Origin of the sequence: Leifsonia sp. McL0618 (assembly GCF_049994905.1) — a bacterium.
Lineage (GTDB): Bacteria > Actinomycetota > Actinomycetes > Actinomycetales > Microbacteriaceae > Diaminobutyricibacter.
The window spans coordinates 1,192,475-1,207,675 of the sequence record NZ_CP188258.1 but is presented as its reverse complement, the minus strand read 5'-3'; the positions used below and the strand labels follow the sequence as shown (position 1 = coordinate 1,207,675).

The window sequence follows — 15,201 nt, the reverse complement described above, 5'->3', positions numbered from 1 at the left end:
GTGCGCCGCCGGCGCACCGGGGTCATCAGTGCTTGGTCGAGGCCACGGCGGTTCTCGCGGAAGTCACACGCGAGTCTGACTTTCTTGCCGCATCTCTCCTTCCTGACGGCACCACGAAAGGCACCAACGATCGCCGGAAAACGATCGCCGATACAAACCGCCAGGAAAGCACGATGACGAACGCACGCCTCACGCAGAAGATCCAAAACGAACTCGCCGCACGCATCCGCTCAGCAACAACACAGAAGGACGCCGCAGCGGCCGCATGGGAACTCGTTCAAGCCGCCAAGGGCCTGGTGATCTCAGAGGCGAAACGCCACCGGGGCCACGGCATCGAACTCGAGGACCTTATCTCCGAGGCAAAGATCGCAGCATACGAAGCCGCCCTCGCCTTCGACCCGGAGCGGGCACAGTTCTCGACCTTCCTCCGCAAGTTCGTAACGCGGGCGCTGGGCAAAACGATCGCAAAGAGTGGCGGACCGGTTTCGTTCGGCGAAAAGGCCTGGGCAACCGCGGTCAACCTGCACCGCGAGACCGTATCAGAAGCCCAGGAGAAGCATCGGACGAACGCTGCCCTCGTCGCAGAGTGGGGCCAGGCTCTCTCCTTCGATCAGGGATTCGACGGCGAGGCAGCGCTCACTGAAGTACTCGCAGACATACGCGTCCACGTTGAATGCGATGTCATCGAGGCAATCTACCGGACGCAAGCGGACGCGTGGATGGCCAACGCGATCGCGCAACTCCCAGCGAAACAAGCTCGCATCATGCGCGCCCGATGGGCGCTCGACGGCACCGAATACCGGACCCAACAACAACTGGCCGACGAATTCAGCGTCAACCAGACGACCATCAACTACCACGAGAAGAAGGCTATGGAAACTCTTCGCGAAAGTGCTGGCGCGCTCGCCTAGAAAAGACCGTGCGTGAGCGTGCATACAGTGTGCCCAAGTGCCGCATAACCAATCCGACGGCACACGCCGGTCAGCTCCAAGGGGCGCACTCTCATCCGCGGGACGCCTCCACCCAGCCCCACCGCAGAGACACAAGGGAACTCATGTTCAAACACACCCGCGAGGCCGTCGCTCGCCAAAGACACCAGATCCACATTCATTCCATCGCGGATGGCACCTTGGCGATTCAAGTGATGCGTGGCGGGCCGATCAGCCGGTTCGCTGGCAACTTGCTGCTCCGCGATCTGCACCACGCGTTCGATGTTGACAACACACGCCTACGCGATCTTTGCCGGCACCGGCTAACGATCGTCCCTCCACCTTCCGACGGACAACTTGCACCGAGCGTTTCTCGCCTTCGCAGTTTCGGATGGCAAGTACAGCTACGGATTAGCCCTGCCCGCTAACGCTGTCGCCCCGTGATCCAAGTGCCCTGCCCTATGCGCGTCCGCCATCCGCATCGCAGGGCGCGCTCCGCGCCCGTCATGTGTCCTTCTGTGGCGTGTCGGCGCAACCCGCGTCCGTCGCGTTACTCGGAGAACCCGAGCTCCTCGTCACCCTTCGACCGGATGTCGTGGCGGTGTCTCGGCGTAGTCGGATTCACCAGCTGCTGCCGGACCAAGCTCAGATTGTCGCTCGACATCACCCATGACCTCAAAGTACGCCAGGATCCGCTGCTGTGCGCCCCATACAGCCGTGAACACGGCGTCGACGAGCCGTTGGACGTTCCGGTGACTCACGGCCTCCCGCGGCCGTAACGCCGGGACCACTCCCTGCGGTGCGCGGCGGTCCCGTTGCGCCAATCGCGCCGTCGGTAATCCGCACTACGCTGACGCTATGGTTGACACATCGCGTCGCACGATCGCCGACATCGTCGGCCCGGCCTTCACGATCAAGAGCTTGAGCGCGCGTTTCGGGAAGCCGGAATCGGAAATCCGCGCGGCTATAGAGGCCGGCGACATCCTCAGCCTCCCGACAACCGACGGCGTCAACCTCATGCCCGCCTCCCAGTTCGGACCCGACGGGCAACCACTCCCAGGTCTCCGCGTCGTTCTCGCCGAGCTGCGCCGCGGACACGACGACGCCTGGCTGCACGCCCAGTTCCTCGCAGCCAAGTCACCGCTGCACGACGACCGAACAATCGCCGGCGAGCTCCGCGCCGGCGAGCTCCTCGACGTCCTCGCCCTTGCGATCCAAACAGCTGAGGCGTGGTCCGCATGAACACCAACGACGACATCCGTGCACTGGTCGCCCAGCTGACCGACCGGCTGGGCACGCAGAACCGGTTCGTCGCTGTCCAGGCCACCACCCAGCGGTACCTCGACGGCGACGTCGACGAGTAGCGTGACCAGGTAACCATGGACTACACCAATCGAGTACCCGAGACAGTCGGAGAGCTAACAGGCTCCGAGCCACGCTGGTTGCTGCCATCGCTGGCGCCGGAGGTCCCGAGGTTGCTGAGACGTGGGCCGACTCGTCCGCAGTTCCTGACCCCGCCCAGACTGCTCGCCTCGTGGCGGCGCTATCAGCACTCCGTGCCATCGAAACCTCCGAGGGACAGGACGGCTCCTACCGGTGGTTCACCACGATGGATAGGTTCCTCGACGACTCCCCGCATCTGCGGTCGCCGACAATCGCCTCGGCGACGTGGCGGAAGCAGTGCGGCGGTTCCTCGACGAACGCCGGCAGTAGCCGCTGAGAGGACGTGGAGGGCCGGTGGGAGCCGGAGGCGAGCGGCGGCCCGGGACAGCACTCCCGGCGCTACCATGCGGTTATGACCTTCATGCGGCGCGTTCGACGCGTTGTCTACGGCAAAGCGGACCCGGCGAACGCAGCCGATGCGATCCGCAACGCCGGCCAGATCGGCATGCTCGGCAGACCCGCAGACCCTGAACCATTCCGCGGGACCGTGGCGGAAGCCGTGGAGCTCGACCCAGACGAAATCCCCTGGGAGCTCCGGGACGATGGCGACGACCGGGATGAAGCTGGCGAATAGCGCTTGCCGGGGCTCGGTACTCGGCACTGTCAACTACGCGGGGCGGCGTACTTCGGCGCCGGCCTACCTCGTGGGATCAGTACCGCATGTGCGAGATTCTCAGCCGGTTGGTCGGATCACATACACGCGACGTCGGCTCACTACTGGACCGTCGGTGCTGCCCGCGAGGTGCTGGTCGATCCATATCCTTTTGTGATCCTTCACCGACGGATACCACTGATCACGCCAGTGCCCCCGGACCATCCACTGAACGTCGCGGTGATCAGCCGCCTGACCATCCCGATGACCGGCTTGCGGGTGCCGCCGGAGGTAAACGAGCTGGGTCTCATCGGAATCGCGTGTCTTGCGGTTGCCAACAGGGCGGGATTGCCGCTCGGATTGAGTGGCGGCCACATCTTCCTCGCTCGATTGTGTTTCCGGAATGGTCGCGACCAGACCTGCAAGCCGTCGTAGGGTGGCACTCTCTAAAACTGGGAAGCCGTCCGCGGAACCCGTCGTTCGCTGGAACTCGAGTGGGGTCAGTCCGAGTAGAGGCCTTGGTCGTGGCTCGGCTGAATTGTAGAAGCGGATTTGGGTCTGCACCGTCTCGAGGCGGCCGTCTGCAACCCGCCAGGCGGTGACCCACTCAGGCGGTCGCACGGCGCCCGGCTCGGCGCATGTGACCGCTAGACCTATCGGCGAGGGAAGGCTGTCTATCGAGAGCACGCGAGCTCGGCGTCCTTCGGATTCGATCATTTCCGCGGCGGCGCCCGGGGCGTAGAACAGATTCCCCGACTGAGCGGCTTCACGAAGAAGTCGCTGACCCTTCGTCTCTCCGGCTGCGGACGCAACAATCAGGTCAGCCAGCGACGGCAGTTCGTGCGGAAGATGTTGTGCGAGAACCGCGGCACGATCGCGTTTGCCGGAGAGGTCGACGATGTCTGGCGGTTCAGTGGGCTTCTGAACAGGGGCGAACGGTGTGGCAACGACCGCAGCTGGGCCAGCCGCACGCGGTCGACCCATCAGGGCAGGCGGAACCGGGTCCCCGGGCTTCCAACCGGAGCCGAGCAGTGCGCGTAGCTTTCGAGCTACCGGCGGTTCAATTGAGCTCGATGGGCCCTTGACGAACTCGCCCATCGCTTTCAAGGCCTTGAGGGCAAACTTCGCGTCGACACCCTTCTCGGACGCGATCTCGTGCACTCTCGGCTTCGCTGCCATAGCGACCCCTTTCGCTTGGTGACCGACGATACATCGACGTGGCGCCGAGTCTTGTGGAGCTCTGCCGAGGGTACTCCGTTGGGCTAGCAGCCCTTCATCTGGTCGGCCGAGAGCCCGAGGCGTGATCGGAGTCGCTGGCTCGCGGTGGAAGCTGCGGTCGCGTCGGGCCAAGCAATGGCTTTGACGGCATCCATTGATGCAGCAGCAGCAACCTGCTGGGTTGGTGGGATGTCGGCGAAGTAGATGTCGCGTACGGTCCCGATGTCGGCCTTCACTTCCTCCGGCCAGAGTCCCTGGTCGAGTTCTTTCGCCGTCTCTTGGTTGGCGGCGACGGATTCGGTGGCGAGCACCTTCAGTTGTGTGAGGTTCCCGGCGTCCAGTGCGGCGTTGTACGGCGTGACGAGTTTGTTCGACGGGCAGACTGCGTGGACGTACGCGATCGCTGCCTGGGTGAGTGTCATCACAGTTGGTGTTGGGGTCGACGTAACCTTCGGCACCACGGTCGCTGCTGGCGATTCCGGTCCGCCCGGGTTCGGCAGGCCCATGCATCCTGTGAGCCCGAGAATAGACAACAATGCGACCGCTGGGAGGATCCGGTGCGAGTACGCCATGGGTTGAGCGTATGCGCGCTCGATGTTGACGCAAAGCCCCGGTTCGGGTGGGATCCTTGCCCGTCGACCAAGCGTTGTCCGAGGGCCGCGCGGGCCGGAGGCGTGGACGGCGGCGCCGGCAGCGAGTTAAGGAGCCTGGCCACACGACGGCTGCGTCCGTGTCTGGCTCCGAATCATCCCTCGACGACGGTGACAGTCGCCCTACTACGCATGTCGAATGTGGTTCCCACGAAGCGACCGTTGAACGCAATCCCTGATGTGCGCGTGAGCTGGCCGCCTCCGGGTGGCAGGGTGACGGGATGGCGCATTCCCACAACCGCTTCCATCGGAAAAACTGCAACCGGCGACGGCTGCCCCGGGAAAGCCTCATACTCTCGAGCGGTTTCAGATCGGCCGGCTCCCGCAACAGCGAAGAGGCAGGCATACACCCGCGCGATCATCCAAGCCTCGGCAAGCAGAGTCGGGGCGTCTAGTTGCAGCGTCGAGACCTCAAGTCCTTGTCGGTGACCGTCGACCTTCGGCGGTCTGCTGAGGTACTCGACTAGCGGCTTGTCAAAGATTGGAATGGCACCCTCCATCACGCTCAGCGGCACCGTTCCGCCTGACACGTCGATCGAGTCGTCGCCGGTTGCAATCGGAATGAAGTCGATCCGTTCATCGTCCCTGGCACGAACTGCCAGGCCGTGCTTCACCTTGTTGTGTGCCGCATTGATGTCAAGGTCGTCCCATGTAAGCAGTTTGCCCGCGTACTCAATCCAGAGCCACGCGTTATAAACCGAAAGCTGAACCACATCGTCGTCTTCGAGTCTCGCGAGTAAGCCCGCTGGAAGGAGTAGCGCGGATAGCTGCTCGGGGGCACTGCTAAGCCATGTGTTGATGGACTCGACAACCTGGACGGCCCGTGTGGGCCCTTCGGTGATCGTGATCCACACAGAGGACTCTGGACCCGCGGTATTGAGAGCTCCAAGCAGCCGAATCACGGCTTCCGCCGCGTGATGCCGAACCGCGAATGCGTCAACCGCGCGCTGCAACTGCCGGCCCGCATCGCTGACGTCCGCCCAGTCCGGGGCAGCCTCACCTAGAAGTGTTCCGAACCGTTCCGCATCGCGCCCCTGGTCCACAGGCTCGTGAAGCAGCGACTGGATTCGTGATCTGAAGTATCCGAGCGGGTCGGATCCGAAGAACGTGTCGTCTAGCTCGGCGATCTGAGCCGGTGTCGGATCGATGCTTGTGGCCTCGGTGATCATGGCTCATTGTCTCAGCACTGCCCCCGGATGACGGGTCCCCGCCGATCTGCTCGGTGCCCGCATAGCTGCACCATGACCGCTCAGATAGACAACCCATCGATCGCGATTTCGATCGCCCCCATCCTCGTCGAGTTCCCGACGGCGGCTGCCATGCTGGCAATGGCCGAAAGCAGGCTCCGCCACTACGTTCGTCTCGGGATGATCACTGCGCGATACAACGGCACGAAGCCGACATTCCTCGTATCAGAGCTGACTAGGTTCGCTGAATCTCTTCCGACGAGGGAGTGGCGTCTGATGTCCCTTTAGCGAGGATGCGCTCTTCCAGGTATTCGACTGCAGCGCGCGCTTCCTTCGGCGACTCGTGGGTGTAGATGTCGGACACTTCTTCGTCAACGTGTCCCACGATTGGGCCAAAGACCGTGTGCGAGACCCCGTCTGCCCGGAGTTGTGTGACCATCGTGTGGCGTAGCCAGTAAGGGGTGACCTTGCCCTCTGGCGAGGTGATTCCAAGGGCCGTGACCATCTCTTCGAACGCGGCGGCGCCGTCTTTCGGGTCGCGCGGCCACCCGGTTGGGCGATGGAACACCAAGTTGTGAGGGTTCGGCTGAGCAGCCGTGGCAAGGCGGTGAGCCTTTAACACTGCAAGAGTGAAAGGCGGGATCGGCGCGACTCGGGCCTTCTTGGCCTTCGGCCGAACGAGTATGAATCGACCTTCGAGCGGCTCGCAGTCGAGGGCATCGCCGATGTCGAGCCGGCGCTTCGGGCATGATCCAGCACGTGATTTCCCGCAGGGTTCGCCAGCGCAACCGTGCAAGAAGGGTGCGGTGGTGAGGTTCCACCAGATTCTGAGCTCGCCGGCCTCGAGGTCGACGTAGTCCCAGCGAAGTCCAGCGAGCTCACCTGGGCGAGCGCCGGTGAACAAACCGAGGAGGAAGTTGACGTCGGCGTGCGTGAGAACCGCGTGCGCCTGGTCGACGGTGAGCGCTCCGCGCTTCTTCTCGTTGATGCGCCCAGCTCCTGGCTTGTGGACTCCCGTCATGGGGTTCACCCGCAATACCCTTTTGCTGACCGCATAGCTGAGTAGTGCACTAGCTGTTGCTCGAATCTTCGTAGCCGTCGCGAACCCCTTGCCATCTCTGATCGGCAGCATCTGAAGGTCAAGAAGGACGTCTTCGGTGATCCCGGCTACCGTGCGTGCTCCGATCGCTGGGAGGATCCATTTGTCCAAGGTGTTCCTGTAAGCGAGGATTGTCTTTGGCGCGCGGTCCTTCTTCTTGCACGTTTCCAGGAACCCCGGCACCAACTCAGCGACAGTCGTCCGCCGGTCAAGGACCACCGTGTCTTCTGCGACCTGCTCGCGCAGCCTTTGCAGCAGTATCGTGGCCTCCTGCTTGCTTCGGTGGGTGCGCTCGAGACGAACTGGTTTGCCGTCGGCGTCGTATCCGGCAAAGACGGACGCCCGCCACAGATTCTTGGATTTCAGGTATGTGAGCCCACCGTCGCCTTGGGGGCGACGCGACTTCACGGTCTTCGGAGCGGTCAGTTTTGCGAGGTGCGCGATCGCTTTGGCGTGATCGGCGAAGGCTTTCTCTGTCTGCCCTGCAACCATCACCAGCCACTGATCCGTTTCGCTGAGATACTCGAGGCTCGCCGCGCGCGGCCGCTCAATGGTGGGCATCAGGTCAGCCTTCGGGTCGCCGGGTTACAGGTCACCACATCGTATCTGGAGTTGGTCCCCACAACGGTACCCATTCAGCCATGGCGCGTGGTGGCGCTCCGTGTCATTCGCGCCCTATCGCCACGATTGGAGTAGACCCCGGAGTTCGGCGGGTTTTGTGGGACCTGATCAGGTATTTTCCGAGCGACATCGCTGCACTGGCGAGTATTCTGCGGAGCCGCCCAAGGGAATCGAACCCTTGACCTTCTCATTACGAGTGAGATGCTCTGCCGACTGAGCTAGGGCGGCGTGGGTCTTGCTCAGCGAGCGCGACGCACAGCTAGATAGCTTACCTGATGCACGGAGTGGGTTTCGCACCCGCCCCATCCTGCGGCCTTCTGTCAGCGGACGACACTGCTGAGCGTCTGGAGTTGTTCGAACGAACTCTGCAGACGATCTGCGAGGGGTTCGACGCCGCCGTGGTCAGCCCAGCATGACCAGGCGTGGCGCATCCCGGCGAATGCGACATAGGTGACCAAACGTGCGCGCTGGTGCAGCGTCTCGGGGTCGTCCGCCAGCGCCGGAGTATCGTGCACGAGGCGCATCTGGACGACCGCGCTGAGCTGGTCTTCGAACTGGTGCATGCTCGCCATGCGCAGCGCGAACAGTTCGGGGTTGTCCTTGAGCAACGCGCGACGCAGCTTGATCAGGTCGTGTGCCGTTCTTGTGTCCCCGGCATTGCTCTCGGGCCCTGCGACGTCGAGATCTCCCGCGATGGCGGAGACGAGGAGTTTCCGGATGCCGTCGAGGATCGGCTCCCCGGGGCCCGCTTCGACGAATTCTTCGATGGTGTCGGCGTCTGGCATTTCGGGAAGTTCGCCGATGATCGCCGTCTCTTTCGACGGGAAATAGTTGAAGAACGTGCGCGGCGATACGTTCGCCAGGTGGCTGATCTCGTCGATGGTGACTTTATCGAACCCTCGCTCGCTCGCGAGTTCTACCGCTGCAAGTTGGATCGCTCGGCGGGTGGCCAGCCGTTTGCGTTCGCGCAGGCCCAGTTCTTCCTCGATGACACTCATGGCCCAATTATTGCGCCCGGTGCAAACTTGCACCACTTAAAACACGAATGTTCGTCACACTGATTCAGCAGTGTGGATCTTCGCTCGGAACCGTCCCGCGGATCAGGAAGTCGTCGACGGTGTTATTGACGCACGAGTTCGACTTGTTGTAGGCAGTGTGGCCCTCGCCCGTGTACGTGAGCAGGTGACCGTTTTGGAGTTCGCGGGCGAGGTTCTGCGCCCAGACATAGGGTGTCGCCGGGTCGTTCGTCGTTCCGACGACGAGGATCGGCGCGGAGCCCGCTGCAGCGATCGGACCACGCTTGAGGGTCGATGTGAATGGCCAGTTCGCGCAGGAGATGTCGCCGTATGAGAGGTAGGGCCCGATCACTGGCGCGGCCTTGGACAGCTCGGCCGCCTGCTGCTTCATGACCTTCGGGTCAGCGTTGTAGGTGTAGTCCAGGCAGTTGATCGCCGTGAAGGCTTCCGTGGAGTTGTCCGCGTAGGTTCCGTCGTCGTTGCGGTTGTTGTAGGCATCTGCCAACTGGAAGGCGAATGCCGCAGAGCCCTTCATCACGGCCGCGAACATCCGACTCAGGTACGTCCAGCTCGCCCGGTCGTATAGCGGGTAGATGATCGCAGTGACGAGGGTGTTCGCTCCGAGCTCGCGCCCGTCGGAATTGCGGATGGGACTTGCCTCGACGGAAGCCAGGAGGTCGGTGATCGTGGACATGCCGTCGGCGACGCTGCCCGTGAAGGGGCAGTGGCTGTTCGCGAGGCAGTGCTTGAGGTAAGCCCGGAGGGCACTCTCGAATCCTTCGGCCTGGACTTCGGTGACGTCGACGTTGCTCGACGCGGGGTCGAGCGCACCATCGAGCACGAGCCGTCCCGTCTTTTGCGGATACAGCTCCGCGTACACGGTGCCCAGGTAGGTGCCGTAGGAATAGCCGAGGTAGTTGAGTTTCTTGTCGCCGAGGGTTGCACGGAGCAGGTCGAGGTCCCGGGCAGCGTTGACGGTGTCGACATGGTCGAGGAGCGCACCCGTATTGGTGGAGCAGGCCTGCCCGAAGTCTTTCGCCGTCCTGACATTGCTGGCGATCCATTCGTCGGAGCCGCGCACGCCCGGGGTGATGTCGTACAGGTATGCGTCCATCTGCGCGGGCGCGTAGCAGGTGACCGCAGAGGAGTGCCCGACGCCGCGTGGATCGAACCCGACGATGTCATAAGAAGCCTGCAGCTTCTTGTCGACTGCGAAATCGAGCGAGTCCCGGATGAAGTCGTAGCCCGATGCGCCGGGGCCGCCCGGGTTGACCAGCAGCGATCCCTGCCGCGTTCCCGTCGCTGGGTGGCGGATGAGTGCGAGCCTGATCTTTCCGGCGGACGGGTTGGTCCAGTCCAGTGGCGCTTTCGCAGTGGTGCACTGCATGCCGTTCGCGCAGGAGGTCCAGACGAGCTTCTGCTGGTAGAACGGCGTGAGGTCGGGCGTCACGTCTTCGGCGACGGGCGTCGACGTCGTACGAGTCTGCGATGGCAGGAAAAGACCGACACAGCCGCTGAGGGTGAGGGCCACGACCGTGACGGCGGCGAGCAGCGACCAGCGGGTTGCGGCACGACGACCATGCCGTGCTGAATTGCCAGTTGTCACGCCTTCTCCTTGTTCACGATCGCGGTTCACGATCGCGCTGAGCCGCGCAGGATAGATGCGAGCATCGCCTCGAGGGCGAGCGCGGGTGCGACATTGCCGTCGATGCGTTCGCGCGCGGTCGCGATCGCATCCATTGCTGCGAGGGTATCGGCCGGAGTCGAGTGGGTGCTGAGAAGCTCGAGATGCTCGCTCCGTTCCCGGTTGACGAGCTCGCTCGCACTTGCCAGCTGCAGCATCATGACATCGCGGTAGAGCGAGAGCAGATCGACGAGGATGCGATCGATTCCGTCTCTGAGGCTGCGCGTCGCGCGGCGTTTCTGGTCGTCTTCGAGCTGTCGGAGCTGGCTTCGGAGAGCCGGCGGAATCGTGCCGCCGGGCTCGATGCCAAGCGACCTGAGCGTGTGCTCGCGCTCTTCGGCGTCGCGTTCTTCGGTGATCGCCTTGGCATCGGCGCCTGCGATCTCGAGCAGGCGCGCTGCAGCGAGCACCGCATCGGAGATGGAGCGGATGCCGAGTGCGATCTCGATGGTCTCCTCGCGTCGCCGTCGGGCTTCCGCATTGGTGGCAAGGCGATGGGCCATTCCGATATGGCTCTGTGCCTCGCGGGCGGCGCGCTCAGCGACGGCTTCGTCGACGCCGTCGCGTCGTTGGATGAGCTCCGCGACGTCGGCAGTGCTCGGCACGCGAAGACGCACGGTTCGCACGCGCGACCGGATCGTCGGGATGAGGTCGGCGTCGCTGGGCGCGCACAGGATCCACACCGTGCGTTCCGGCGGCTCTTCGAGTGCCTTGAGGAGGACATTCGACGTGCGTTCGCTCATGCGGTCGGCGTCTTCGATGATCATCACCCGGTAGTGGCTGGCCGACGGCGAGAATTGGGAGCTCGCGACAAGGCTGCGCACTTCTTCGATGGAGATGATGACGCGTTCGGTGCTCAGTACCGCGAGGTCGGGATGCGTGCGGGCTTCTACTTGTCGCCGGGTCGCGAGGTCGCCCTCGGGGGTGCCGGGGCTGAGCAGCGCCGTCGCGAATGCGAATGCGAGGTTGGAGCGGCCGGAGCCGGGCGGACCGGTGATGAGCCACGAATGTGTCATCGCGCCGCCGTCGCGCGCGTTGGCCGCTGCCTCGAAGATGGCAATGGCTTCAGCCTGACCTGTCAGGTCGTCCCACACTGCCATGGTCACAGGTTATCCTCTGCCGCCGACGCGGCCGTCTTGTCCACAGGCCCGGTCAGAGGAGTGTGGCGATGCGTTCGCGGATCGCCGTGGAGATCTGTTCGATCGGCCGTGACGCGTCGAGCACGAGGAACCGCTCCGGCTCTGCTGCGGCGAGCCCGAGGTACGCCGCGCGCACTCGCGCGTGGAATTCGGCTTTCTCGGCTTCGAGGCGGTCGTAGCGGGTGCGGGCGTTGTCCAATCTGGTGCGCGCCACAGTCTCGTCGAGGTCGAGCAGGATCGTGAGGTCGGGCAGAAGGCCTTCGGCGGCCCACAATGACAGGGCGCGGATCTCGGTCGGGTCGAGTACTCGACCGACGCCCTGGTAGGCGACTGACGAGTCGAGGTAGCGGTCCTGGATCACGACTTCGCCGCGCGCGAGCGCGGGGCGGACGAAAGTCGCGATGTGGTGGGCGCGGTCGGCGGCGTAAAGAAGCGCTTCCGCGCGCGGTGCGATGTCGCCACGATGGTGAAGAACGATCTCACGGATCTCGACCCCGACATCCGTTCCGCCGGGTTCACGTGTTCTCACTACCGTTCTGCCGCGTTCGCGCAACCACGTCGCGAGGAATTCCGCCTGCGTCGATTTGCCTGAACCGTCGCCGCCTTCGAGCGTGATGAACAGGCCCTGGTCGTTCCGTGCACTCACTTGGTCGTCGAGGCCTTGCGCGTCGCGGGCTTTTTCGCCGGCGCTTTCCTGGCCGTTGTCGCCTTCTTGACTGGGGGTTTGGCCGGCCCCTTGGCGCGTTTGTCGGCGAGCAACTGGACCGCGCGCTCGAAGTCGACCTCTTCGACCATCTCGCTCTTGGGGATCGTCGCATTGGTGACGCCGTCGGTCACGTACGGTCCGAAGCGTCCGTCTTTGACCTTGATCGGCTTGCCGCTCACGGGGTCGGCGTCGAACTCTTTGAGCGCGCTCGAGGCTCGTCGCGCACCGTATTTGGGCTGCGCGAAGAGCTCGAGTGCGCCAGGGAGGTCGATCGAGAAGATCTCGTCTTCGGCAGTCAGCGAACGGGTGTCGGTGCCCTTCTTGAGGTAGGGACCGTATCGGCCGTTCGCGGCCTGGATCTCGTCGCCTGTCGTCGGATCGGCGCCGACGACCCGGGGAAGGTCGAGCAGCGCGAGGGCTGTGCCCATGTCGATGGTGGCGAGATCCATCGACTTGAAGAGCGATGCCGTGCGCGGTTTCGCTGCGGGGGCTTTCTTGGCGGCGGGCTTCTTCTTCGCCGGGGTGGTCGCCGCCTCGATGAGTTCACCGGTCTCGGGGTCGACGGTGGCGCCGTCGATGCTCACGGCGTCCGGCTCTTCCTGCTCCAGCTCGGTGACGTATGGTCCGAACCGGCCGTCTTTCGCGACGACGTGTTTGCCGTTCGCCGGGTTCACACCGAGTACGCGATCGGTTTGCACCGGTGCGTCGATGAGCTCCATCGCTTTGGCCGGGGTGAGCTCGTCGGGAGCCAGGTCTTGCGGGATGTTGACGCGCCGGGGCGTGGCACCCTCTGGCGCATCCGGATCGACGATTTCAAGGTACGGACCGTACTTGCCGATGCGCAAAGTGATGTCGTCGTCGATGCGGATCGAGTTGATGGTACGTGCGTCGATGTCGCCGAGGTTGTCGATCACCTGGCGCAGGCCTTTGTGCTTCTCGCTGCCGAAATAGAAACTGGTGAGCCAGTCGTTGCGGGCGGCCTCTCCCCCGGCGATGCGGTCGAGGTCGTCTTCCATCTCGGCGGTGAAGTCGTACTCGACCAGATCACCGAAGTAGTCCTCGAGCAGCCGGACAACCGAGAATGCGATCCAGCTGGGAACGAGTGCCTGCCCCCGGGGGGTGACGTATCCACGGTCGACGATCGTGGAGATGATCGAGGCGTATGTGGACGGTCGCCCGACACCCAGCTCTTCGAGCGTCTTGACGAGGCTCGCCTCCGTGTAACGGGGCGGCGGTGTCGTCTCGTGACCCTTCGCCTCGACATCTACGACGTCGAGCTTCTGGCCCGCCTCGAGCACGGGAAGCTTGGCATCGGTCGGTTCTGTCGACGCGTTTCGCTCTTCGTCGCGGCCCTCTTCGTAGGCCTGCAGGAAGCCACGGAAGGTGATGACGGTACCGCTCGCCGAGAACTCGGCCACGGTTCCGGAGTTGTCGCCTTCGGTCACCGACGCCTCGATCGTCACGGAGGCGGTCTGGCCTTTGGCGTCGGCCATCTGTGAGGCGACGGTGCGCTTCCAGATCAGGTCGTAGAGGCGCATGTCGTTCCCGCGGAGGGCAGACGCGAGCTCTGAGGGCGTGCGGAATGTCTCACCGGATGGACGGATCGCCTCGTGGGCTTCCTGGGCGCTCTTGTTCTTGCCTGCGTAGGCCCGCGGCTTGTCGGGAACCGTCTCGGCCCCGTAGAGGGCTGCCGCCTGCTTTCGCGCCGCATCGGTCGCCTGCTTCGAAAGCGACGGCGAGTCGGTGCGCATATAGGTGATGTACCCGTTCTCGTAGAGCGACTGCGCGACGCTCATGGTCTGCCGGGCGGAGAAACGCAGCTTGCGTGCCGCCTCCTGTTGAAGGGTCGACGTGGTGAAGGGCGCTGCAGGGCGCCGGGAGTATGGCTTGGACTCGACTTTGCTGACGGCGACGATGGTGCTCGGCAGGGCGATCGCTTGTGCGAGTGCGGATGCCGCTGCTTCATCGAGAGTACGGGCGCCGCTCTTGAGCTGGCCGCGGTCATCGAAGTCGCGTCCTGTTGCGATGCGCTCGCCGGACAGCCGGACCAGTCGCGCTTCGAAAGCCGCTGCTGCAGTGTCGGCATCCGTTGCCGGCGCGAGTTGCGCGGTCAGGTCCCAGTAGCCGGCAGCGACGAATGCGAGCCGTTCGCGTTCGCGATCGACCACCAGGCGGGTCGCTGCGGACTGCACGCGTCCAGCAGAAAGGCCCGGGCCGACCTTGCGCCAGAGCACCGGCGATACTTCATAGCCGTAGAGGCGGTCGAGGATGCGACGTGTCTCCTGGGCGTCGACGAGGGCTGCATCGATCTCGCGGGTGTTGTCCCGTGCCTGCTCGATGGCTTCGCGGGTGATCTCGTGGAAGACCATGCGCCGCACCGGCACCTTGGGCTTGAGAACCTCGATCAAGTGCCACGCGATGGCTTCGCCTTCGCGGTCTTCATCAGTCGCGAGCAGGAGTTCGTCAGCGTCTTTGAGGGCACGCTTGAGGTCGGCGACCGTCTTCTTCTTCTGGTCGGAGATGACGTAGTAGGGCGCGAAGTCGTTCTCGACGTCGACGGAGAACTTGCCGAGCGAGCCCTTCTTGAGCTCGGGCGGGAGGTTCTTGGGCTCGATCAGGTCACGGATGTGACCTACCGAGGCCATGACCTCGTATCCGTCTCCCAAGTACTGGGCGATCGACTTCACCTTTGTCGGTGACTCGACGATGACCAGCTTCTTCGTGTCTGGCACCTGACTCCTCTTATATACGCATCCTGTGAAGAAACAGCTGGATCCCCGTGGATGCGCTCCCCCGGCGCTTGACTTCAGCTGTGATCGTGAGCAGCGCCGCCCATCAAGGCACACCATACACACCTCTACTGCTTTTACACCTAATCGTTCCGTGCTCGTTCGCCTCCAGCGCAGCCCTTGCGGTC

13 protein-coding genes and 1 tRNA gene are annotated in these 15,201 nt (G+C 63.8%); 4 read left to right on the top strand and 10 right to left on the bottom strand.

Features of this window, described 5'->3' with window-relative positions; genetic code table 11:
- Nucleotides 1-32: 32 nt before the first annotated feature.
- The 4 genes from ACPPVQ_RS05795 (at nt 33) to ACPPVQ_RS05780 (ending at nt 2,946) form a co-directional block, all read left to right on the top strand.
- Complete coding sequence (locus ACPPVQ_RS05795) at nt 33-911, top strand: sigma-70 family RNA polymerase sigma factor (RefSeq protein ID WP_426519546.1); 879 nt, start codon at nt 33-35, stop codon at nt 909-911.
- Nucleotides 912-1,787: 876 nt separating this feature from the next.
- Nucleotides 1,788-2,171, top strand: a complete 384-nt coding sequence (locus tag ACPPVQ_RS05790; protein ID WP_426519544.1) for a hypothetical protein — start codon at nt 1,788-1,790, stop codon at nt 2,169-2,171.
- Entirely contained in the window at nt 2,168-2,293 is a 126-nt protein-coding gene (locus tag ACPPVQ_RS05785; RefSeq protein WP_426519542.1) for a hypothetical protein, read from the top strand. Before ACPPVQ_RS05790 ends, ACPPVQ_RS05785 begins: the two co-directional genes overlap by 4 nt.
- Nucleotides 2,294-2,724: 431 nt before the next feature.
- A complete protein-coding gene (locus tag ACPPVQ_RS05780) occupies nt 2,725-2,946 on the top strand; it encodes a hypothetical protein (protein ID WP_426519540.1) in 222 nt (73 codons plus the stop codon).
- 99 nt (nt 2,947-3,045) lie between these two features.
- Here the strand turns inward: ACPPVQ_RS05780 and ACPPVQ_RS05775 are convergent, their stop codons facing one another.
- From ACPPVQ_RS05775 to topA, 10 genes are all read right to left on the bottom strand, one after another.
- Entirely contained in the window at nt 3,046-4,143 is a 1,098-nt protein-coding gene (locus ACPPVQ_RS05775; protein WP_426519538.1) for a translation initiation factor IF-2 N-terminal domain-containing protein, read from the bottom strand.
- 83 nt (nt 4,144-4,226) lie between these two features.
- Nucleotides 4,227-4,604: a hypothetical protein gene (locus tag ACPPVQ_RS05770; RefSeq protein ID WP_426519537.1), complete on the bottom strand. Its 378-nt coding sequence runs from the start codon at nt 4,602-4,604 to the stop codon at nt 4,227-4,229.
- Nucleotides 4,605-4,927: 323 nt separating this feature from the next.
- A complete protein-coding gene (locus tag ACPPVQ_RS05765) occupies nt 4,928-6,001 on the bottom strand; it encodes a hypothetical protein (protein ID WP_426519535.1) in 1,074 nt (357 codons plus the stop codon).
- 253 nt (nt 6,002-6,254) lie between these two features.
- The gene (locus tag ACPPVQ_RS05760; protein ID WP_426519533.1) at nt 6,255-7,679 is read right to left on the bottom strand and encodes a tyrosine-type recombinase/integrase; all 1,425 of its coding nucleotides are present in this window, start codon (nt 7,677-7,679) and stop codon (nt 6,255-6,257) included.
- 215 nt (nt 7,680-7,894) lie between these two features.
- A tRNA-Thr gene (locus ACPPVQ_RS05755) sits at nt 7,895-7,967 on the bottom strand.
- Between the two features lie 92 nt (nt 7,968-8,059).
- Nucleotides 8,060-8,737, bottom strand: a complete 678-nt coding sequence (locus ACPPVQ_RS05750; RefSeq protein ID WP_426519531.1) for a TetR family transcriptional regulator — start codon at nt 8,735-8,737, stop codon at nt 8,060-8,062.
- A gap of 64 nt (nt 8,738-8,801) precedes the next feature.
- Complete coding sequence (locus ACPPVQ_RS05745) at nt 8,802-10,361, bottom strand: alpha/beta hydrolase (RefSeq protein WP_426519529.1); 1,560 nt, start codon at nt 10,359-10,361, stop codon at nt 8,802-8,804.
- Between the two features lie 26 nt (nt 10,362-10,387).
- The gene (locus tag ACPPVQ_RS05740; RefSeq protein WP_426521155.1) at nt 10,388-11,539 is read right to left on the bottom strand and encodes a DNA polymerase III subunit delta'; all 1,152 of its coding nucleotides are present in this window, start codon (nt 11,537-11,539) and stop codon (nt 10,388-10,390) included.
- A gap of 52 nt (nt 11,540-11,591) precedes the next feature.
- The gene (gene tmk / locus ACPPVQ_RS05735; protein WP_426519527.1) at nt 11,592-12,224 is read right to left on the bottom strand and encodes a dTMP kinase; all 633 of its coding nucleotides are present in this window, start codon (nt 12,222-12,224) and stop codon (nt 11,592-11,594) included.
- Nucleotides 12,221-15,016: a type I DNA topoisomerase gene (topA, locus tag ACPPVQ_RS05730; RefSeq protein WP_426519525.1), complete on the bottom strand. Its 2,796-nt coding sequence runs from the start codon at nt 15,014-15,016 to the stop codon at nt 12,221-12,223. The genes tmk and topA overlap by 4 nt, the downstream gene beginning before the upstream one ends.
- Between the last annotated feature and the right edge of the window lie 185 nt (nt 15,017-15,201).

Excerpts from the sequence above, each read along its gene's own strand:
- ACPPVQ_RS05790 (WP_426519544.1), top strand. The coding sequence starts at position 1,788 with ATGGTTGACACATCGCGTCGCACGATCGCCGACATCGTCGGCCCGGCC.
- ACPPVQ_RS05785 (WP_426519542.1), top strand. The coding sequence starts at position 2,168 with ATGAACACCAACGACGACATCCGTGCACTGGTCGCCCAGCTGACCGAC.
- ACPPVQ_RS05780 (WP_426519540.1), top strand. The coding sequence starts at position 2,725 with ATGACCTTCATGCGGCGCGTTCGACGCGTTGTCTACGGCAAAGCGGAC.
- ACPPVQ_RS05775 (WP_426519538.1), bottom strand. The coding sequence starts at position 4,143 with ATGGCAGCGAAGCCGAGAGTGCACGAGATCGCGTCCGAGAAGGGTGTC.
- ACPPVQ_RS05770 (WP_426519537.1), bottom strand. The coding sequence starts at position 4,604 with ATGACACTCACCCAGGCAGCGATCGCGTACGTCCACGCAGTCTGCCCG.
- ACPPVQ_RS05765 (WP_426519535.1), bottom strand. The coding sequence starts at position 6,001 with ATGATCACCGAGGCCACAAGCATCGATCCGACACCGGCTCAGATCGCC.
- ACPPVQ_RS05760 (WP_426519533.1), bottom strand. The coding sequence starts at position 7,679 with ATGCCCACCATTGAGCGGCCGCGCGCGGCGAGCCTCGAGTATCTCAGC.
- ACPPVQ_RS05750 (WP_426519531.1), bottom strand. The coding sequence starts at position 8,737 with ATGAGTGTCATCGAGGAAGAACTGGGCCTGCGCGAACGCAAACGGCTG.
- ACPPVQ_RS05740 (WP_426521155.1), bottom strand. The coding sequence starts at position 11,539 with ATGGCAGTGTGGGACGACCTGACAGGTCAGGCTGAAGCCATTGCCATC.